Below are 20491 nucleotides of genomic sequence, written 5' to 3'. Positions count from 1 at the left end.
ATCCGTTCCGGGCCGGCCCGGGCCGGGTTACTTGGCGCCAGGCTTCGGCGCCGGCTTCGCGCCGGGCTCCGGCTCCGTTCCGTACGCCGTCATGAAGCGGTCGCGGAACTTGTCCATCCGCCAGACCGGCGCCTTGTGGCTCGGCTTGAGGCCCTTGTCCCAGCCCCAGTCGGAGACCTTGTCCAGCACCTTGTCGTCGTGGGCGACGATCGAGATCGGCACGTCCTTGCTGGCGTGGCCACCGCCGGTGACCGTCGGCACGGGCTGGTGGTCGCCGAGGAAGACGAGCACGGTGTCGTCGTCGCCGTACTTCTCGACGTACTCGGTGAGGCTCCGCACCGAGTACTGGATCGCCTTCCCGTACTGCTCGCGCACCCTGTGCGGGTCCTTCCACACCTCGGTGGGCTTGGCGCCCCTGTCGTGGATGCCCTGGTAGACCGACCCGTCGCCGAGCTTGTTCCACGGAAGCATGACCGGCAGCGGCGACCAGGGGTTGTGGCTGGTGGCGAGGATGATCGTCGCCATCAGCGGCTTGTGTCCCGCCTTGCCGTTCTCCAGGCGCTCGAAGGACTTCAGGCTGAACTGGTCGGGCACCGGCGACCAGCTGAAGTACGGGCCCTTGTAGCCGAGTTCGCGCGAGTCGTAGACGTGGTCCATGCCGTAGAACTTGCCCTCGGGCCAGGACCGCCTGACGCCCGGCATGATGCCGACCATCCGGTAGTCGCCGGTCTTGCGGAAGGCACGGACGAGGGTCATGCGGTCGCTGGAGGTGACGCTGCGGTAGCGCTGCTGGTTCGCGATCCACAGGCCGGACATGAGGGTGGAGTGGCCCATCCAGCTTCCGGCGCCCGAGATGGGCGAGGTGAGCCAGCCGCTGCGGGAGGAGAAGCCCGCCTTGTCCAGCGCCTTGGTCCGCTTGTCCAGCACGGAGTTGACGCCCGGGGCGATCTCCGGGTCCTCGATCGCGCTGCGGCCGTAGCTCTCGATGAAGGTGAAGATGACGTTCTTGCCGCGCAGGGCGGGCATCAGCTTGTCCGCCGGGGTCTGGTCGAAGCGGTCGACTCGTGCCTGCTTGGCGAACTCCTTCGAGTCCTTCATGCCCGCCTCGACCGCCGCCACCCGGTTCTGGAGCAGGAGGACGTTGTTGTTCGAGGCGATGTCGACGTGGTCCGAGCCCGTCTGCACTCCGAAGACGGCGCACACGACCCAGGCCGTGCCGAGCGCGATGGCGGTACGGGTCGTCGTCACGCTGTGCCGGGCCATGAGGCGGCTCAGCCGCCGTACGGCCAGCGCCATGAAGACGACGAGCGCGAGCGCCAGCACGATGATGCCGATCAGGCCCAGCACGGCACCCGTCGAACCGAGGGTGTCCTCGAGGAACGACATCGCGTCGTCGAAGAGGATCCAGTCGAGTACGAGGTCGAAGGGGCGGGCGAGCACCGAGTAGAAGCCCATGTCGATGAACTTCAGGATCGTGACCAGGCCGAGGCCCGTCCCAGCGATCAGGGCCGTCCAGCGCCTCGCGCGCGGGGGCAGCGTCACCAGCGCGACGGCTCCGAATATCCCCTCGACGGGTATTCGCAGGAACGCGCTCGGCGTGAGGCGGGTGATGGAGTTGGGGAGGACGAGGGCGGCGAGCACGAGGGCGACCGCGAGGACGGTCGTCGTGACGGAGGCGGCACGGGCCGCGGTGGGGTGGCGCTCGCGCCAGCCGCGCCAGCCGCGTCGGCCCCACCAGTCCCGTCGGCCGCCGGCGGGCGGACGGCCTCCGTCGCCTCCGTCGCCGCCCTGGCCGCTGTCGCCGCTCCCGTTGCTCTCGCCGCTCTCGCTGCCGTCCTTGCTGTCGCCGCCGCCTTCCGGCGCCGCCGTGTCCGGGCGTTCGCGGTCCTCAGGGTTCGCGTCCTTCTCCGTATGTTCGTTTTCCTTGTTCCGCTGCTGTCGAAGCGAACGTGTGAAGAGCGACAAACCCGAGGGTCCTTCCGTGCTTTACGCGGTGGTGTCACGGCGGACCAGTGATCACGGACCGGCCGCGCCGGAAGCGTAAACCGCACGGCACGCCCTGGTAGCCGGGTTTTGCCAGCTCCATACAGAAGCGACCGGCCCGTACGGGACAGAAGCGACCGGCCCGTACGGGCACAGCTCACGGAAGCGACGGCAGCAGTCCGGCCGTGCCGAGCACCGCCTTGACGGCCTCGACGTCGTCCCCGCCGAGCGCTTCGAAGGGCTCCGGCAGCTGGCCGGACTCGATGACCCCCTGGAGCATGAGCGCGGTCTTGAAGCCGCCGACGCCCGCGCCCCACCCCGTGACGGACGAGGCGACGCGAGTGATCTCCATGAGGGCGGCGAGCCGGTCCTGTTCGTTGCGTACGGCCGTCCAGTCGCCCCTGCGGAAGGCCGCGTGCATCCGTACGTACCCCTCCGGATCGACGTTCCCCAGCCCCGGAACGACACCGTCCGCCCCCGCGAGATACGCACCGTCGACGACGACCTCGTGCCCCGTGAAGAGAGTCAGCGGCGAACCCTCGGCACGGTTGCGCAGCGCGAGCCGCCGGAAGGAGACGTCGTCGCCGGAGGAGTCCTTCACACCGGCGAGCGCGCCGCCGAGGCCCAGTTCGACGAGCATGTCCGGGTCGAGCTTGGAGTGCACGCAGACGGGGATGTCGTACGCGTATACCGGGACGTCCGCCCGCTCGCCGAGGATCTCGAAGTGCCGCCTGATCTGCGGCCCGTGGGTGACCGCGTAGAACGGCGCGGTCGCCACCACCGCGTCCGCGCCGGCGTCCTGTGCGGCCTCGACATGGCGCAGCACCCGTGCGGTCTGGGTGTCGATGACGCCCGCGAGCACCGGCACGCGGCCCGCCGCCAGCCGTACGGCCTCCCTGATGACGCGGTCCCTCGTCTCGTCGGTGCAGAACGCGGCCTCGCCCGTGGAACCGAGCACGAACAGCCCGTCGACGCCGGCCGCGAGCAGCCGTCCGACCAGCCTCTCGAACGAGGGGGCGTCGAACCTGCGGTCGTCGGTGAGCGGTGTGACGACGGGCGGGATGACACCGGTGAGGCCGGTGCCGCCGGTGCCGCCGGTGGTGCCGGTGGTGCCGGTGGTGCCGGTGGTGCCGGTGGTGCCGGTGGTGCCGATCAGGCCGGTGACGGAAGGGCGGGCGGTGGCGGAAGGGCGGGTGGTCGTGGGGCCGGTGGGGCTCGCGGGGTCCGTGGGGTCCGTACGGTCCGTGGGGTCAGGGCTCGTACGGTCCGCCGTGCTCGTACGGTCCGTGGGGCCGGTGCCCGCGGGACCGGGGCTGGCAGTGCTCATGCGGACATCTCTTCCCTGCCGGTGCCGCCGGGTGCATCGGCGGCGGGGACGCGTGGAATCACGTCCAGCGCGTCCGTCTCCCACACGTGCGCCGGCGCGAGGAGCCGCTGCGCGCGCATGGGCGCGTTCACCGCCACCAGCACGATCACGACCGTCGTCAACGCGAACGACAGCACCGCGAGCGCCGTACCCAGCGACATCGTCTGCGCGAGCCCCGCACCCAGCACGGGAGCCGCGGCACCGCCCAGCGCACCCACGTTGTACGCGAAGCCGAGCCCCGCCGCGCGCTGCTCCACGGCGAAGTAGCCGCCGATCCACTTCGGCAGCAGCCCCGAGATGCCCTGCCCGAAGACCTGCTGGAGGAAGAGGAGCGCGCCGAGCAGCAACAGCGAGCCCCCGCCGACGAGGAAGACGGGGAAGACGAGGAGCTGCGAGACGACGAGGCTCGTCCAGTACGCCCTGCGCGTACCGAAGCGGTCCCCCAGGAAACCGCCCAGCACGCACCCCGCCGCCGCGCCGAAACCGGAGAAGAAGAGCAGGTCGGCGACGTGCCCGGCCTCGAGCCCGAGGTCCGTCTTGAGATACGTGGGCAGCAGGGCCTGGATCGGCCACGAGTACAGGAAGGCCGTGAACACGGTGATCATCAACGTGACCCCCGTGGGCCACCTCCGTCCCGAGAACTGGGCCATGAAGCAGACGAACACCGCGGTGATCACGGCCGCGAGGCCCGTCACCGGAAGCGTGCCGTGCACGAGGCCCGCGAAGACCAGCAGCAGCGCGGCGAACGCGGCGAGCGTGAGCACGACGTTGACGGTGTTCAGCGCCGCCCGCCCGTTCCGGTAGAGGGTGCGGAACATGTCGGGCCGCCCCTGCGAACCCACACGGTGCGCCTCGCGTGCACGCTGCCAGTCGTCCGACTCGGGCAGCGCCCGCCGCAGCCACAGCGCGAGAACGATCGGCACGAGCCCCACGGCGAACAGCGCACGCCAGCCCCAGGCCGGCACGATCAGCCCGTACACCTCGGCGCACAGCGCGGCCCCGATGGAGAAACCGCTGATCAGGAAGCCGGAGGCCTTGTTGCGCAGATGCTCGGGCCACGACTCGATGACGTACGTCGAACTCGATCCGTACTCCCCCGCCATGCCGAGCCCGATCAGCAGCCGCGCGGCGAAGAGCACCCAGTACGCGGGGGCCACGGCGCACAGCGCGGAGCCGACCGAGAACAGCAGGATGCTGACGACCATCGCGTTCCTGCGCCCGAAACGGTCGGCGAGCGCGCCGAGGGCGAGGCCGCCGAACCACCGGGAGATGAAGGCGGCGGAGACCAGGGCCGCGCCCGTCACCGCGGAGAGATGGAACTCGCCGGTCACCTCGGTGAGTACGAGCGTGATGATCACGAAGTCGAAGCCGTCGAGCAGATAGCCCAGCCAGGCGGCGACGAAGGCCCGCCAGTGGGGGCCGGAGACCTCCCGGTACCAGGGTGTGCGCCCGTCCTGCCGGTCCTTGCGTGCGCCGTCCTCGGCACGGTCGCTCATCGCCCGCCCCCGCTCGTCGTCGACTCTAGGACATCGGATGTCTGATGTCCTGCCGATGACCCGAAGCTAGGGGGGCGCCGTCGGCCCGGGCAAGGGCCGCGTACGAATTCGCCGCGCGCCGGAACGGCCTGTTCACGGCGGACATAGGATGTCCGATGTCGGGCTGGAGCCCCGGACTGCCGATCGGCAACGGGCAGGCGGCGGAGGGCGGATGAGGCCGACGGACGGCTGACAGCTGACAGGGGTCAGATGACGGCTGACAGCCGACGGATGTCAGATGACGGATTTCAGATTTGCGATGTCAGGTGACGGATGACGGATTTCAGCTGACAGATAACAGATGACAGATTTCCAAACCCCGCCCCGCCCCGCCCCGCCCCGCCCCGCCCCGCCCCGCCCCGCTCCACCCAGCCCACGCCCCAACACGACCACGCACGGAAGGGCCGCCCCGATGCCGGCGAAGAAGCTGCCCGCGGAGCACGGCCTCCGCACGGACGCCGCGCCCCGCTCCTCCGGGCTGTCCGTGGTCGACCGGATCAAGGAGTACATCCTCCTCAACCGGCTCGCCCCCGGCGACCCGATGCCCACCGAGAACGAACTGAGCGAGCAGCTCGCCGTGAGCAGGTCCCGCGTCCGCGAGGCGATGAAGACCCTCTCCGCGCTCGACATCGTCGAGGTGCGGCACGGCTACGGCACTTACGTGGGACGGCTCAGCCTCACGGCCATGGTCGAGTCGCTCGCCTTCCGCGGAATGCTCGACGCGCAGGACGACCAGGACGTGATGGCGGACCTGATCGATGTGCGCCAGCTGGTCGAGACCGGCCTCGCCGATGTGATCGTCGAGCGGACCACGCCCGAAGTGCTCGCGTCCATGCGGCAGTTGACGCGCGCGATGCACGAGAAGGCGGCCCGCGGTGAGGGATTCCTGGCGGAGGACCGGGAGTTCCACCTGCTGCTGATGCGGGTGACCGGCAACGCGCTCGCCGTCCAGCTCACCGGCGCCTTCTGGGACGTGCACGCGATCGCGCTCGGTGCGCTGCCCGGCACCACCGACCTCGCCCAGACCGCCGACGCGCACGTCGCCGTACTGGACGCGATCGAGGCCGCGGACAGCGGACTGCTGCGCACGGCGATCGTCAGGCACTACGCCCCGATCCGCGACCGCATGGGCAGCCGCACGGGCACCGGCTCAGGCGCGGGTGCGAATCACGGCGATGCGCGGAGTACGCACGGGAAGTGAGCCGCTCCGGGGGGCCTTCCGGGCACCGGGCCCGGGGGCGACGTACGGGTCGAGTGTCTCGGCGTACGGATCGAGCCACGACGAGATCCGGTCCGTGCCGAGTTCGGGCGCCGATCCCTCGCCGGTCCTCCTTCCGGTACCCCTGCGCTTCCGGCGCCCCTGCGCCCGACCCCGCGAAAGCTCTGCTCCGGACCCCGCGAAAGCTCTGCGCCAGACCTCGCGAAAGCCCTGCGACGAATCCGCGACGAATCCGCGACGGCCCTGCGCAGACCTCGCGCAGACCCCGCGCAGATCTCGGGGCGTCCCGCACGGCCCCCGCACCGCCCCGGCGGCACCCGGGCCGACCTGCGGCGGGCCGCCCCGCCGCGTACCGGACCGTCCCCGCCGCACGGTCCGCCTCGCGCACTCCCTTGACAGCGGGCGCCGATGGCTCGAACCTCTCGGGCATCTCTCGTTCAGTGGACCACTGGCCGGTCCAACCTGAGGAGCCCGCCATGACCACAGTCAGCCCCGCAAGCGAGCCGGAGACGGTACGCAGTCAGCGGCGCCGAGCCGTCGTCGCCAGCACGGTCGGCACAGCCATCGAGTGGTACGACTTCTTCCTCTACGGCACCGCCGCCGCCCTGGTCTTCCCGCACATCTTCTTCCCCGGCAGCTCCACGTACGTGGGAGTGCTCGCCTCCTTCGGCACGCAGTTCGTCGGCTTCGCCGCACGCCCCATCGGCGCCGCGATCTTCGGCCACTTCGGCGACCGCGTCGGCCGCAAGTCGACGCTGATCATGACGCTGATGCTGATGGGAGTCAGCACCTTCCTGATCGGGCTGCTGCCCGGCTACGCGTCGATCGGCTTCGCCGCGCCGCTGCTCCTCGTGCTGCTGCGCGTCATCCAGGGCATAGGCGTCGGCGGCGAGTGGGGCGGCTCCGTGCTGCTGTCGATGGAATGGGGATCCACGCAGCGGCGCGGACTGATGGCCAGCTGGCCCCAACTGGGCGTTCCGCTGGGCCTGCTCGCCTCGACCGGCATGGTCAAGCTGATGAGCTCCGCGTCCGGCGACGGCTTCGAGAGCTGGGGCTGGCGCATCCCGTTCCTCGCGAGCGCCGTGCTGATCGGCATCGGCATGTACGTACGGCTGCGCGTGCTGGAGAGCCCCGCCTTCCAGGAGGTCAAGCAGGAGCGGGAGGTTGTGCGCATGCCCGTGCTGAGCGTGCTGCGCGAACAGCCCCGCGAGGTGCTGACCTCGGCGTTCGTACGCCTCTCCGAGCAGGCGCCGTTCTACCTCTTCATCACTTTCGTGCTCACGTACGGCACCGAGGAGGTCGGCCTGGACAAGGCGGAGCTTCTCAACGACACCCTCATCGCGGCGGCCGTCGGCCTGATCAGCGTTCCGCTGTGGGGCCATCTCTCGGACCGCTTCGGGCGGCGCCTGACGTACGGGATCGGCATCGCCTGCGTCGGGGTGTTCGCGTTCCCGTACTTCGCGATGCTCGACACCGGCTCCTCGGGGCTGGTGCTGATCGCGATCGTGCTGTCGCTGTTCTTCCACGACATCCAGTACGGGCCGCAGGCGGCGCTGATCGCGGAGAGCTTCGGCGCCAACGTCCGCTACAGCGGCGCCGGGCTCGGCTACCAGCTCGCCTCGGTGATCGCGGGCGGGCCCGCGCCGCTCATCGCGGCGGCGATCCTGGAGAAGACGGATTCCAGCGTCGGCATCAGCTGGTACATCATCGCCTGCTGCGTGCTCGCGATGGCCGCGCTGGTGCTCATGCCCCAGGGCCGCGCCGAGCCGGGCACCACCCTCCCCAAGGAGCCGGACCCGGGGAAGACGGCCGCCGGCAAGACGGGAGCGGAGACGGCCGAGACCGGATGACGACCGCTCCCCTCCGCGCGCCCCGCCCCGCCCCTCCCCGACCCCGTCCCCTCGCCCGCGAGAGTCCGGCAAGATCCCGGAAAGCGATGAAATGGAGCCCGCACGGTGCGGTGTCGTATGCGCGGACAGTCCGAAGAGATGTCGACTGACGCGGATCAGCAGTGTAAACAGGGGCAATGGCAGGACCGCTGACACGTCTTCGGGCTCTGACTGCCCCGCTGCTCCCCGACAGGCGCCCGCGGCGGCCGCGGCTCAGCGAGGGCAGCGTCGCCCGCCAGGTTTTCGTTCTCCAGGTCGCGGTGGTCCTGCTTCTCGTCCTTGCGGCGGTGGCGGCGCTTGTGCTGCAAGTGCGGCGCGACAGCACGCAGGCCGCGGGCGACCGTTCGCTCGCCGTCGCCGAGACCCTCGCCAACTCCCCGGCCACGCTGGCCGGACTCCGCTCGCCCGATCCGACCGCACGGCTCCAGGGGCCCGCGGAGGCCGCCCGTAAGCGGACCGGTGTCGACTTCGTGGTCGTGATGAACACGAGGGGCATCCGCTACACCCACCCGATCAGGAACAGGATCGGCAAGAAGTTCGTCGGCACCATCGAGCCCGCGCGGCAGGGGCGCGTACACAGGGAGACCGTAGAGGGCACCATCGGCAGGATCGTCCAGGTCGTCGTCCCGGTGAAGAACTCCGACGGCAGGGTCGTCGGGCTGGTCTCTGCGGGGATAAAGGTCGACAAGGTCGGCCGCGTCGTGGACCGGCAGCTTCCGCTGCTGTTCGGTGCCGCCGCAGTCGCGCTCGCCCTCGCGCTGGGCGGTACGGCGCTGGTGAGCCGCCGGCTGAGGCGGCAGACCCACGGGCTCGGCACGCGCGAGATGACGCGCATGTACGAGCATCACGACGCGGTGCTGCACGCCGTGCACGAGGGAGTGCTGATCGTCAGCGGTGAGGGCAGGCTGCTGCTCGCCAACGACGAGGCGTCCCGGCTGCTGGACCTGCCTTCCGACGCGCAGGGCCGCCACGTCGGCGAGTTGGGCCTGGAGGCCCCCATGAGCGGGCTGTTCTCCCCGGGACGTGTCGCCACGGACGAGGTGCTGCGCTCGGGGGACCGGCTGCTCGCCGTGAACAACCGTTCCACCGACCGCCACGGCGGGCCCCCGGGCTGGGTGGCCACGATCCGCGACACCACCGAGCTGCGGCTGCTCTCCACCAGGGTCGAAACGGCCCGTAAGCGCCTGGAGTTGCTGTACGAGGCCAGCGGCGGCATCGGCACCACCCTCGATGTGACGCGTACCGCCGAGGAGTTGGCGCAGGTGCCGGTGCCGCGCTTCGCCGACTTCGTCACCGTCGATCTGGCGGAGCCCGTGCTGAGCGGCGACGAGCCGGGACCGGACGCCATCGAGCCGGTGATGAGACGTACGGCCGTGCACGGCGTCCGCGACGACCAACCGCTCTATCCGCCGGGCGAGTTGATCACGTTCGCGCCTCCGTCGCCGCAGGTCCGCGCCTTCGAGAGCGGGCAGGCCGTGACCGTGCCCCGGCTGAGCGAGTCGGAGGGATGGCGGGCGCAGGATCCCGAACGCACGGGCCGCGTACTGGAGTACGGCATCCACTCGCTCATCGCCGCTCCGCTTCGCGCACGGGGCGTGCTGCTCGGCGTGGTCAACTTCTGGCGTTCGGAAAGGCCCGAGCCGTTCGAGGACGACGACGTCTCGCTCGCCTCCGAACTGGCCGCCCGCGCCGCCGTGTCCATCGACAACGCCCGTCGCTACACCCGCGAGCACGGCATGGCCGTCGCGCTCCAGCGCAGCCTGCTGCCGCGTGCGCTGCCCGAGCAGAGCGCGGTCGAGGTCGCGTCGCGCTATCTGCCGGCGCAGGCGGGGGTCGGCGGCGACTGGTTCGACGTCATCCCGCTGCCGGGGGCGCGCGTCGCGCTCGCCGTCGGGGACGTCGTCGGTCACGGGCTGCACGCGGCGGCCACCATGGGACGGCTGCGCACCGCGGTGCACAACTTCTCCGCCCTCGATCTGCCGCCCGACGAACTCCTCAGCCACCTCGACGAGTTGGCCTCCCGCGTGGACCAGGACGCGATCGAGGCGGGCGACGAGACCGCCATCACCGGCGCCACCTGCCTCTACGCGGTCTACGACCCGGCCTCCCGCACGTGCGTGATCGCGCGGGCGGGCCATCCGACGCCCGCGCTGGCCCGCCCGGACGGCACGGTGGAGTTCCCGGACGTGCCGTCCGGACTGCCGCTGGGCATCGGCGGACTGCCCTTCGAATCCCTGGAGTTGAAGCTGGAGGAGGGCAGCAGGCTCGTCCTCTACACCGACGGGCTGGTCGAGCGCCGCGACCAGGACATCGACGCCGGACTGCGGCTGCTGCGCGAGGCGGTGGCGCACGCGGGCCAGTCGCCGGAGGAGAGCTGCGACGCGGTGCTGGACGCGCTGCTCCCGCCCCGGCAGGGCGACGACATCGCGCTGCTCGTCGCCCGCACCCAGGTGCTGAGCGCCGACCGGGTCGCCGAGTGGGACGTGGCCTCGGACCCGTCCGCCGTGTCCGGTGTACGGGCCGCCGTCAACTCGCAGCTCGCCGAATGGGGCCTGGAGGAACAGGGATACGTCACGGAGCTGATCCTCAGCGAGCTGATCACCAACGCCATCCGCCACGCCGCCGGTCCCATCAGGGTGCGGCTGCTGCGTGACCGCTCGCTGATCTGCGAGGTCGCCGACCACAGCAGCACCTCGCCGCATCTGCGCCACGCGGCGACGACGGACGAGGGCGGGCGGGGGCTCTTCCTGGTGGCGCAGTTCGCGGACCGCTGGGGCACCCGCTACACCAAGGACGGCAAGGTCATCTGGACGGAACAGTCCCTCTCCGGCTCGTTCTGACGGCGCCCGCCACCGGCGACCGCGCCCGCCGCCCCTGACCGCGCCCGCCGCCCGGGCCACCGCTCACGCCCCTGACCGCCATCTGTTCCGGGCCGCCGCGTCGAGGCCCGAAGTGCCCCATCCCGGCGCTGAGTTCGCACCCCGCTCCGCGATCCCGGCCGTACGCACCACCGGTGAACCCGGCGCACCTGGTGCGCCCCGGGCGGTGAAGCGCCTGGTCATCCCGGAAGACGGCCGCACGACGGCTCCGATGAACTATGCACTCGATGTATACGTCGCGTGTATAGTGCCGAGTCGTGCAAGTGAGGGCGCGGATCCGGACCGCTGCCGACCGCCACCGCGGCGGCCGACCCGGCGCGGCCACCTCGGCGCCGGCTCGGCTCAACCGAGCCGCGGCCCGGGCCGTCACTTCAGTCAGCCGTCGCCTCACGTCCGCAGACCGGAGACCGGAGACCGGAGACCGTCCATGGCCCACACGTACCTGCTGCCGATCAAGACGGCCGCGGCGCTCTTCCCGCTGCTCGCGCTCTTACTCCTGCTCCCCACGGCCGTCGCCCTCTACCGGCGGCACGGCGTGCTGACCTCGGGCCGCTTCCTGTCGCTCTTCGGCTTCGGCCAGTACCTGTTCACGGCCGCGTGCATGACCGTCGTACCGCTGCCGAGCGGAGCGGTGGACGTGTGCACCGAGTACGCGCAGATGGCCGCGCCGCAGCTCACACCGGGCAACACCTTCGGCGACATATGGAAGGAGGCCCACCACCGGATCGGGCTGGGCCCGCTCGTGATCCACAACCCTGCCGTCGCCGGCGCGGTCTTCAACCTGCTGCTGCTCCTACCGCTGGGCGTCTTCCTCCGCTACCACTTCCTCCGCGGCCTGCGCGGCACCGCCTGCGCCGGGTTCGGCCTCTCCCTCGCCTTCGAACTGACGCAGTGGACGGGCGTCTGGGGCCTCTACGACTGCCCCTACCGGCTCTTCGACGTCGACGACCTGGCGGTCAACACCTCCGGAGCGGTGCTCGGTTGGGCGCTGACCGGGCCCGCCGCCCGGCTGCTGCCGGCCCTCGACGCGCTGGACGGCAGGGCGCTCTCCCGCGCGCCCGTGCCCTTCGGCCGGCGGCTGACCGCGCTGCTCGTCGACCTGATCGGGGTGTCGCTGACCGGTCTCTTCTGCGTGCTGGTGGTCGCGTACGGCGGCTACTCCGACGGGCCCGACGAACTGCTGGCGGTGCTGGTCGCGGTGTGCGCGGTCTGGTTCGTCGTTCTGCCGTACGCGACGGGCGGTACGCCCGGGAAGCGGCTGCTGCGCCTGCGCCTCGTCACGGAGCGCCGCGGGCCGCAGGTGGTGTGGCGGCTCGCGCTGCGGGCGGGACTGCTGGGCGGCGTGCTGCTGCCGCTGTTCTCCCTGCTGTTCGTCGCCGCGGTGACGCTCGACCAGCACCCCTGGCCCTTCGTACCGGCGACCGCGGTCCGGCCCGGCGGCCTCGGGGAGGCGGCGGTGCTGGCGGAGGAGTACGCCGGTGAGATCGCCGTGGCCGGTGTCGCGGCCTGCCTCAGCGTGCTGCTTCCGCTGACGTTGCTGCGCCGCCCGACGGGGGCGGGTCTGCACGAGCGGCTCTCCGGCGTACGGAACGCGGCGCTGCCGCCGACGCGGGCGGCCGTGCGGGGCGGGTCCGGGACCGTGGCGCCGGAGCCTCAACAGCCGCTGCCCGTAACGCCGTTGGTGCCCGTGTGGTCCGTACGGTCCCGGCCGTCCGTTCAGCTACAGGCCCGGCCGTCCGTACCGCCCTGGCCGTCCGTATGGTCCCAGCCGTCCGTGTGGTCCCGGCCCGGACCGCGCAGGCAGCCCCGTCACGCGCGCCCGAGGCCGCTGACGCTGAACGTGCCGCCGACGCCACCCGGCGCCCCCCGCCCCTGGCACCGCGCGCCCGCACCGGTACCGGATATGGCCCAGCCCGTACCGGACACGGCGACGCCCGTACCGGGCCCGGCTCAGCCCGCGCGCGACATGGCGCAGCCGGTACCGGACCGCGTCTGAGACGGCGCCCGCGGCGCCCGTGAGCCTCCGCCCGAGCCGGTCCGCCGGCGCCCCGTACACCGCCGTGCGAGGAGTACGGTCGGTAGAGGAAGCCTTTCAGCACGTCCCCACGCTGCTTCGGAGGCGGTCATGACGGTGGAGGCGGAGCGGCTGCCGGTCGAGCAGTCGGAATTCACCATCTCGGACCCCGGCATCGCGGAAGCCGTGAGCGCTGACATGTTCGGTGCGTTCCGTCCGCGTCAGGTACCGACCGAGGGGTTCACGTTCGGGGGGCGGCGCACGACGGCCGGAGACATGACGCTGGACCATCTCGTGCATTCCAGGATGAGCATCGAGTGCGCGCCTCTCGACTATCTGATGTGCACCTTCGTCACGGGCGGCACCCTGACCTTCGCGACGGGCGACACGGAGGCGCGGCTGGGCATCGGCGACACGGCGGTGTGCCCGGTGGGCGTGCCGATGACGATCAGCTGGGACCGGCTCAGCAAAGAGGTCATATCGGTGCCGGAGAAGGCGGTGCAGGACGCCGCGGCCGAGTACGGCATGGAGGAGGGTCTGCGCTTCGTCGGGATGACGCCGGTGTCCTCCGCGATGGACCGCTTCTGGCGCTCGACGGTCGGCTACGTCGCGGGCCAGCTGGAGTCCTCCGACAGCCCGCTCCGCGAGCCCCTGGTCTATGCGCAGACGCTGAACCTGCTCGCCACGGCCGCGGTGAAGACGTTCCCCAACAACACCATGACGGCCGACTACCGGCCCGGCCCGGGCGAGGTGTCGACGGCCGTGCTGCGCAGGGCGGTCGAGTTCATCGAGGCGAACGCCCACCGGCCCCTCGTCCTCGCCGACATCGCCGCCGCGGTGTCCGTCTCCCCGCGCGCCCTCCGGCACGGCTTCGTCCGCCAGTACGGCACGAGCCCCCTCGGCTACCTGCACCGCGTACGCCTGGAGCGCGCACGCCGCGACCTCCAGACCGCGGACCCCCCGGCGGGCCCGGCGGTCGGCTCCGTGGCGGCCGGCTGGGGCTTCCCCGATCCGGAGCGCTTCTCCGACGCCTACCAGCGGCAGTACGGCCAGCTCCCCGGCCCGACCCTGCGCACCTGACGGGCGGGCGGGACGGTCAGTCCCCGGCGGTTCCCGACGGGTCGGGCCGCTTCCGCATGGGCGGTGGCTCCTCGCCGAACACCCATGGCGCGAGGACGAGTTCACGTCCGTCGGGATCGGCGAAGGTCACCGCTTCGTTGAGTTCCCAGTAGCGGTACTGGCGTACGGGCTCGTACCCCGCGTCCGCGATACGGCCTGCCACGACGTCCCGCGCGGGCCCGCCCGCGAAATAGAGCACTAGCTCTTCGTGGCGGTCGACCGGCACCGGTTCGAGCGCCTCGACCAGTTCGAACGTGGCCGCGGTGCCCGGCAGTCCGAAGATCGCGACGCGGAAGCCGTCCGGGCCCTTCTCCGAGGAGCGGTACACCAGAGGCAGCCCGACCACGTCACGGTAGAAGGCGACGCACTCGTCGTAGCTGTTGCAGCGTCTGCCGATCCGGGTGGCGCCGACCGCCAGGCCCTCGGGCCAGCCGTCCTGCTCGTTCATCCGCGAACGCTTCATGACTTCCCCCCGTCGACCGTCCCCGTCGAATGTGCTGTTTGCGTCCGAAGTGACCGTAGACGAGGGGGAGTCGGGGACGGAACGGGGAGTCGGGGACGGAACCGGCTTCCGTCATGACCGCGCAACCGAAGGGGTCGGGGCCCGTCCGTGACGCCGTACGGCACGCCCCCTCCGTGAGACCGGAGACGCGAGACGCGAGACGTGACGCGGGTGCCCGCGTGCCGCGTGCCTAGGCCAGCAGCCCGACGAGCCTGTCGTCCACGTCCTCCCTGCCCTCCGCCCGGCTCGGCACCAGACGGTCCTGATCGCGCGGGTCCCGGGACAGCACGTGCAGCCGCCCGTCGCTGCGGGCGAGGACCAGGTCGGTGCTGTCCTCCGCGACCTCGGCCGAGCCCTGCGCGGTGTAGCGGGTGACGGTGACGAGCGCGGAGCGTTCCGCCGCGGCGAGCATGCCGTCCACGTCCACGGCCTCGTCGGGGTCCGCCGAACGGCCTTGCGGCAGCCAGTCGGTGAGCATACGGAGCGCCTCGTCGAGCTTGTACAGGCCGATCTGGTGTACGCCGAGCGCGTCGATGCGCACCATCATGCAGATCCGCTCGGGCTGGGGGAGCAGCAGGATCCGCCACGGCTCGCCGGGGCCCGTACCGGTGGTACGGGCGTCGAGCACCTTACGGGCCCTGCGCTGGAACGCCACGATGATCCCCAGGTCGCCCCGCACCTGCACCTGCTCGCCCGAGGAGCCCGCCAGCAGCAACTGGCGTGCGGCCAGGGAGCGTACGGCCTCGGCGAGCACGTCGTCCGGCGGGCGGGCCTCGAGAAAGTCCACGATGGCGTCCACGGCGGTGAGTTCGGCGACGGTGTACGCGCCGAGCAGTACCGGGCCCGTGCCGACCAGATGCTCCACGGCCGAGACCAGCCCCTCCGGGACGGACGCGTCCCCCATCTCCCCCACGTCGGTCGGCGGTCCGGGCGGCGGCTGCTGTCCCGAAGGCCGCCCCGAGCGCTGTCCCGGCTGCTGTCCCGGCTGCTGTCCCGGCTGCTGTTCCCAGCGCTCTTCCGGCCGTTGTCCTGGCTGCTGTCCCGAGTGCTGCCGCTCCGGCGAACGCCGGTCGCGCCGGTGGTCGTTCATGCCGCCTCTCCCTCCGGCCACTGTCCGTCCGACTGTCCCCCCTGCCCCGACTGCCGTTCGCCCGGCGGCTGTTCGCCCGGCGGCTGCTCGCCCGGCCGCCGTACCTCGCCCTTCGCGCCCAGCGCGAACACCGGCTCGGGCCGCTCCCGCAGAACCGCCGCGGCGACGCTCGACGGTGTCTGCGTGACCCACACCTCGGAGTTGCCGAACAGTCCCCGGCCGGCCCTTCCGGACAGCGAGCGGCCCAGCTCGCCCGCCAGGTCCTCACGGTCCGGCGGCGGGAACCGCGACGCCAAGTCCCCCGAGACGGCCGTGACATCGTCGTTCTGCTCGATGCTGCGCAGCGCACGCGTCAGCGCCCGCGCGACCGGTGGCGTCAGCGACGTCGGCACCGCCAGCGCGGGCGACAGATACATCGGGCGCCGCTCCGTCATCCGCGACAGTCCCCAGGGGCCGACGTTGCTGCGGGTCACGCGGTAGACGATGTAGTCCATGAGGTGCCGCAGGTCGTTCGGGCCGGGCAGCTTGTTCTTGCCGAAGGCCGCGGGAGTCTTCTCCAGCTGCACCCAGGTGCCCTGGGCGGTGCGTCCGTGCAGCTTCTCCCGTACGACCTGGCCGCGCATCCCGATGTCGGGATAGCGCGTCTTGTCGATGTCGCGGTGGTGGCTGGACATGCGCGGACGGCTGCCTCTGGCGGCTCGCCACTCCTCGTACAACTGCGGGTCGTCCACGAGGACATGGCCGCCGCAGAGCACGTCGTGCAGCTGCGGCACTTGCAGTCCGTGCTGTTCCAGATCCGCGAGGATCTCCGCCTCCTCGGGGCTGAGGCGGCGGACCGCCGCCACCAGTCCCTTCCGGTACGATCCCGCCCGGGCGGTGATCTCGATCATGAGCCCGACCCTGCGGCGCTCCTCCTCGGCCTGCTTGGCCCGTACGGAGCGGGAGCCGTTGCCGGCGCCGGTCCCGGTCCGCGTCCTTCCGGACCGGTCGGCGCGCGGGCGGTCGGAGCCGGGGCGGTGCACCGGCGTGTGCTTGCGCTTCACGTGACCAGTGCAACACGCGCTCCGGCGGCCCGCACGGCCACCGCTCACGGGCCCGCCGGCGCCCGCCCGGCCCACCCGGCCGCGCCCGGCGCACCGGGTGCGGAAGGCGGAGGCGCGGAGAGCTCCCCGGGGGGCGCGGAAGCGGGTGTTCACCCCTGGGTCATCGGATGTTGACCTCTCGCGGTCTCCCCGTTGGCTGGCGGACGGCAGCCTTCCCCCATGACCGCAAGGCGCCGTCGTTCCGTACGTCTGGCCACAGCCGTCTCCGCCGTGGTCTGCTCCGCGCTGCTGGGCGGCTGCGGGGCGGTCCCCGGCACGGCCGCCGACGACGAGACGGTCACCGTGATGACCTGGGCACCGCAGGACACCGAGGCGACGAACATGCCGGGCATGCCAGCGATGGCACAGGCGTATGCGCGCTGGGTCAACTCCCAGGGCGGCGTCAACGGCCACCGGCTGCGCGTGCTGACGTGCAACGACCACAACGACACCGTGCGGGCGGCCCGTTGCGCGGGGCGTGCGAAGAAGGCGGGCGTGGCCGCGGTCGTCGGCTCGTACAGCCAGCACGGCCGCTCCTTCATGCCCGCACTGGAGAGCGCGGGCATCCCGTACATCGGCGGATACGGCGTCGCGGACCAGGAGTTCACCAGTCCGTTCTCCTATCCCGTCAACGGCGGGCTTCCGGCCCTCGTCGCGGGGAACGGCCGCCAGCTGGCCGCCGGTTCGTGCTCGCACGTCTCGCTCGTACGGCCCGACACCACCGTCGGCGACCAGCTTCCCCGGCTGATCAACGCGGGCCTCGCGGACGGCGGCGCCGGGCCGGTCACGGACGTACGGGCGCCGGAGGGCGCCTCCGAGTACACCCGTCAGGCATACAAGGCCCTTGAGGGCGCCCGTACTTACGGTGCCGCGGAGCCGGGTGCCGGCACGGCGGGCGGGAACGCTGCGGGCGGGGACACTGCGGGTGGAGAGACCGCGGGCGGAGAGACGGCGGGCGGAGAGACGGCGGCGCAGGGCGCCGACGCCAAAGGGCCCTGCGTCACGGCCGTGCTGGGCGGGCGCACGAGCACCTTCTTCGAGTCGTTCAGACAGCTGCGCAAGGACAGCCCCAGCGTGCGGACCGCCTCGGTGCTGGGCAGCGTGCGGCAGTCCCTCGTGGACCAGTCCGGAGGACCGGGCAGCCCGCTGGAGGGCGCGTTCGCGACGGGCTGGTATCCGCCGGGCGACGACCCGCGCTGGAAGCCGATGAAGCGGGTCATCGAGGAGCACGCCTTCGGCGACAACCGCGTCGACGCCTCGGACCCCGGCGTACAGACGACGTGGATCGCCTTCACCGTGCTGCGCCAGGTGCTGAAGTCCCTGGAGCCCGGCGAGGCCGTCACCGCCAAGTCCGTGCGGCACGCGCTGGATCAGGGCGAGCCGGTCGACACGGGCGGGCTCACGCCGAAGCTGAACTGGAACTACGGGAACATGCTCGCCGCGCGCGACTTCCCGCGGATCGTCAACACGATGGTGACCTATCAGCAGGTACGTGACGGCCGGCTGAAGCAGGTGCACGACGGTTTCGTGGACGTCGAACGGACGCTGGAGGCCGGGGCGTCGGAGTCCTGACGGCGGGCGCTCACGGGCACGGCACCCGTGGCATCCATGACATGCGTGGCATCCGCCGGTGCTTCCGTGGCGGGAGCCGGGAGCCGGGAGCCGGGAGCCGGGAGCCGGGAGACCGAGGCCGTCAGCGGCGGCGACCGGGCGGCGGCCCTGCCGCGGCCCGGCAGAGCGGTGGCCCGCGAGACGGTCGTGTGCTCGCGGGCCACAGCGGTCCGTGGGGAGACCCGGGGACCACGCCCCGGGCCGGCCGGTCAGGGCCTGAAGTCCTTGAAGACCAGCTTCCGTTGATGCTCGGCGGCGCCCGAGGAGCCCTCGCCGAAGTTCTTCTCGACCTCGGCCTTCTCCGAGGCGTCGGGGTTGGCGTTGGTGCAGGACGTCCCGGCGCTGGCACCGGACATCAGGCTGGAGCAGGGCCCCGGCTTGATGTCGGGCAGACCGAGGATGTGCCCCAGCTCGTGGGCGGCGATGCGGGTGGTGTTGTAGCCCTCGTCCACCGCCTCGCGCCCGAAGTAGACGGTGCCGTTGCCGAGGCTGGTGGTCTGCGCGCGCGGCCACCCGTCGTCGGCGACGATGCGCACGTTGGCCTGCTCACCGGCGTCGGCCTTCTCCAGGCGTACGGAGGTGACGTTCTCGTTCCAGACCTTCACGCCACTGTCCACCGCCTCGGCGAACTCGGCGGACTCGGAGGAGTCGTAGGTGAGCACCTTCGGCTCGGCTGCGGCCTTGGTGGCGGCGGTGTGGCCGGGCGAACCGGCAGGTGCGGCCACTGCCTGGCCGCCCAGCAGCGCGAGAGCCGCCAGCGCTGCGGCGAGGACCGCCCTTACGGCGTTACGGAATAACACATCAGCCTCCTGGTGGGGGACAGAGCTCAAGTGTCGGCGTGTTCATGCCCAATACGGCCGCGCGGGACTCCTCCGGGACGCGGGTCTCTGCCGCCGTAGATTCCGCCTGAGACCCCACCGGCCGCGAGTCTTCGAGGGCGCGGCGGCGACCGTGGTGCCGCGGAGCACCACGAAGGCCCGGGTCCGCGTGGGACCCGGGCCTCGGTGACTCATGCGGCGGGCGAGGGGCGTCGGCCCGGTGGAACCGGATCTGCCCGGCGGCACCGGACCCGCGGGCTTCGGGCCCTGGCCGGGGCCGCGCATGCGGAGCCGCGAGCGGTCACGGCTGCGCGCACCGCCGCGGAAGCACGACCTTCCCCGGCTTGTGCTCGAACGTGTCCATCTTCAGCCACTCGTCCAGCTCGGGGTCGTACAGGTTCTGGATGCCGAACTGAAGCACCTGCCAGAACGTGCCCCGGTTGCGCTGGTCGACGTAGATGTCGCCGAGTGCGAACGGGAAGCGCAGGTGGAGTCCCGGAGGCCGCTTCGGCAGTACGACGCCGACCCGCCAGTGGTTCACGTGCCGCCGCGGATTCCCCTCCAGGGTCTCCCGCCCGACGAACCGGGAGCCCTTGAGGAACTGGTTCAGCTGGCCGAGGCCGACGCCCGGAATCCGCGAGCACGAATGCACGTTCAGACCGGGCCACTTGTAGGTGAGCGTGTAGAGGGTGTCGTGGTAGATGAGGTTGGTGAACCAGATCGGGTACTGCGGTCCTCCCGCGGTCATCTGGCTGTCGCCGTTCTTCCCCTGCCAGCTGAACGGGACCGTGATGCCCAGATCGCGGACGATCCACTTGCCCTTCCCGCGGAAGTTGCGCGGGAGGCGCGGCGGTGCCGGCTTCTGCGAGCCGCTCCCCTTCGCGGCCACGGTTCCCGATGAGGCGGCGGCCGCGGCCTCCGTCCGTGTTCCGGCGCTGGCGCCGGTCGGCGGCAGCGCCGCGGAGACGATGGCGACCACACCGGCGAGAGTCGCCGACGCCGTCGTCCGACGTGTGAGTTTCCAGCCCATGGTTTCCCTCGGCTCTCGCGTCAGCGCCCTCGTGGGCGCGGGTACGAACGCGGTGATGCTCCCCGGGTCTCGAACCGTGGAGACATCTGCTGTCAAGTAGGACTTTTCCTATCAAAGAACGTGTGGGGCGACGGCAAGGCGCGTCGCCCGTCCCGGGAGGGGCCTGAGCTCTCGCCTGTACGGGCGGCCGGGGCTCCTGGGCGGCAGGGCAGGCAGGTCGGGCAGGGCGGGTCGGGGTGCCGGGCTCCTGGCCGGAGCCGCAGGGGCCGCTGACCGCCCGTCACGCTGCGCCCGGGCCCTGCCCTTGGCTTCCGGTGCCTCCGGTGCCTCCGGTGCTTCCCCGGCGCGCGGCTG

The 20491-nt window shown here is 71.8% G+C and carries 14 protein-coding genes; 6 read left to right on the top strand and 8 right to left on the bottom strand.

Features of this window, described 5'->3' with window-relative positions:
• Positions 1-27: 27 nt before the first annotated feature.
• The 3 genes from HCC61_RS25515 to HCC61_RS25505 form a co-directional block, all read right to left on the bottom strand.
• The gene (locus HCC61_RS25515) at positions 28-1965 is read right to left on the bottom strand and encodes a sulfatase (RefSeq protein WP_206323008.1); all 1938 of its coding nucleotides are present in this window, start codon (positions 1963-1965) and stop codon (positions 28-30) included.
• A gap of 175 nt (positions 1966-2140) precedes the next feature.
• Positions 2141-3310, bottom strand: a complete 1170-nt coding sequence (locus HCC61_RS25510; protein WP_169139320.1) for a dihydrodipicolinate synthase family protein — start codon at positions 3308-3310, stop codon at positions 2141-2143.
• On the bottom strand, positions 3307-4845 hold the full coding sequence (locus HCC61_RS25505) for an MFS transporter (protein ID WP_169139319.1): 1539 nt from the start codon (positions 4843-4845) through the stop codon (positions 3307-3309). Before HCC61_RS25505 ends, HCC61_RS25510 begins: the two co-directional genes overlap by 4 nt.
• A gap of 451 nt (positions 4846-5296) precedes the next feature.
• Here HCC61_RS25505 and HCC61_RS25500 point away from each other — a divergent pair, with 451 nt between their 5' ends.
• The 5 genes from HCC61_RS25500 (at position 5297) to HCC61_RS25480 (ending at position 13965) form a co-directional block, all read left to right on the top strand.
• Positions 5297-6085 (top strand): FadR/GntR family transcriptional regulator, encoded by a 789-nt coding sequence (locus tag HCC61_RS25500; RefSeq protein ID WP_169139318.1) that lies wholly within the window; start codon positions 5297-5299, stop codon positions 6083-6085.
• 494 nt (positions 6086-6579) lie between these two features.
• Positions 6580-7953 carry an MFS transporter gene (locus HCC61_RS25495; RefSeq protein WP_169139317.1) on the top strand — a complete coding sequence of 458 codons (1374 nt, stop codon included), beginning with the start codon at positions 6580-6582 and terminating at the stop codon, positions 7951-7953.
• A 176-nt stretch (positions 7954-8129) separates the two neighbouring features.
• Positions 8130-10832 carry a SpoIIE family protein phosphatase/ATP-binding protein gene (locus HCC61_RS25490; RefSeq protein WP_169139316.1) on the top strand — a complete coding sequence of 901 codons (2703 nt, stop codon included), beginning with the start codon at positions 8130-8132 and terminating at the stop codon, positions 10830-10832.
• 466 nt (positions 10833-11298) lie between these two features.
• Positions 11299-12867: a VanZ family protein gene (locus tag HCC61_RS25485; protein WP_240969286.1), complete on the top strand. Its 1569-nt coding sequence runs from the start codon at positions 11299-11301 to the stop codon at positions 12865-12867.
• 129 nt (positions 12868-12996) lie between these two features.
• Positions 12997-13965, top strand: coding sequence for an AraC family transcriptional regulator (locus HCC61_RS25480; RefSeq protein WP_169139315.1), 969 nt, complete (start codon positions 12997-12999; stop codon positions 13963-13965).
• A 16-nt stretch (positions 13966-13981) separates the two neighbouring features.
• On the opposite strand, the gene HCC61_RS25475 is transcribed toward HCC61_RS25480, so the two are convergent.
• From HCC61_RS25475 to HCC61_RS25465, 3 genes are all read right to left on the bottom strand, one after another.
• Positions 13982-14452, bottom strand: a complete 471-nt coding sequence (locus HCC61_RS25475; RefSeq protein ID WP_169139314.1) for a VOC family protein — start codon at positions 14450-14452, stop codon at positions 13982-13984.
• 244 nt (positions 14453-14696) lie between these two features.
• The gene (locus HCC61_RS25470) at positions 14697-15596 is read right to left on the bottom strand and encodes a hypothetical protein (protein ID WP_169139313.1); all 900 of its coding nucleotides are present in this window, start codon (positions 15594-15596) and stop codon (positions 14697-14699) included.
• A complete protein-coding gene (locus HCC61_RS25465; RefSeq protein ID WP_169139311.1) occupies positions 15593-16639 on the bottom strand; it encodes a hypothetical protein in 1047 nt (348 codons plus the stop codon). Before HCC61_RS25465 ends, HCC61_RS25470 begins: the two co-directional genes overlap by 4 nt.
• A gap of 219 nt (positions 16640-16858) precedes the next feature.
• Here HCC61_RS25465 and HCC61_RS25460 point away from each other — a divergent pair, with 219 nt between their 5' ends.
• Positions 16859-18250, top strand: a complete 1392-nt coding sequence (locus HCC61_RS25460) for an ABC transporter substrate-binding protein (protein ID WP_169139309.1) — start codon at positions 16859-16861, stop codon at positions 18248-18250.
• Between the two features lie 248 nt (positions 18251-18498).
• On the opposite strand, the gene HCC61_RS25455 is transcribed toward HCC61_RS25460, so the two are convergent.
• The gene (locus HCC61_RS25455) at positions 18499-19089 is read right to left on the bottom strand and encodes a snapalysin family zinc-dependent metalloprotease (protein ID WP_169139307.1); all 591 of its coding nucleotides are present in this window, start codon (positions 19087-19089) and stop codon (positions 18499-18501) included.
• A gap of 319 nt (positions 19090-19408) precedes the next feature.
• Positions 19409-20137 carry a hypothetical protein gene (locus tag HCC61_RS25450; RefSeq protein WP_206323006.1) on the bottom strand — a complete coding sequence of 243 codons (729 nt, stop codon included), beginning with the start codon at positions 20135-20137 and terminating at the stop codon, positions 19409-19411.
• Between the last annotated feature and the right edge of the window lie 354 nt (positions 20138-20491).

The sequence above is a fragment of the Streptomyces sp. HNM0575 genome, assembly GCF_012726265.1.
Lineage (GTDB): Bacteria > Actinomycetota > Actinomycetes > Streptomycetales > Streptomycetaceae > Streptomyces.
This window is presented reverse-complemented; position numbering and strand designations above follow the sequence as displayed.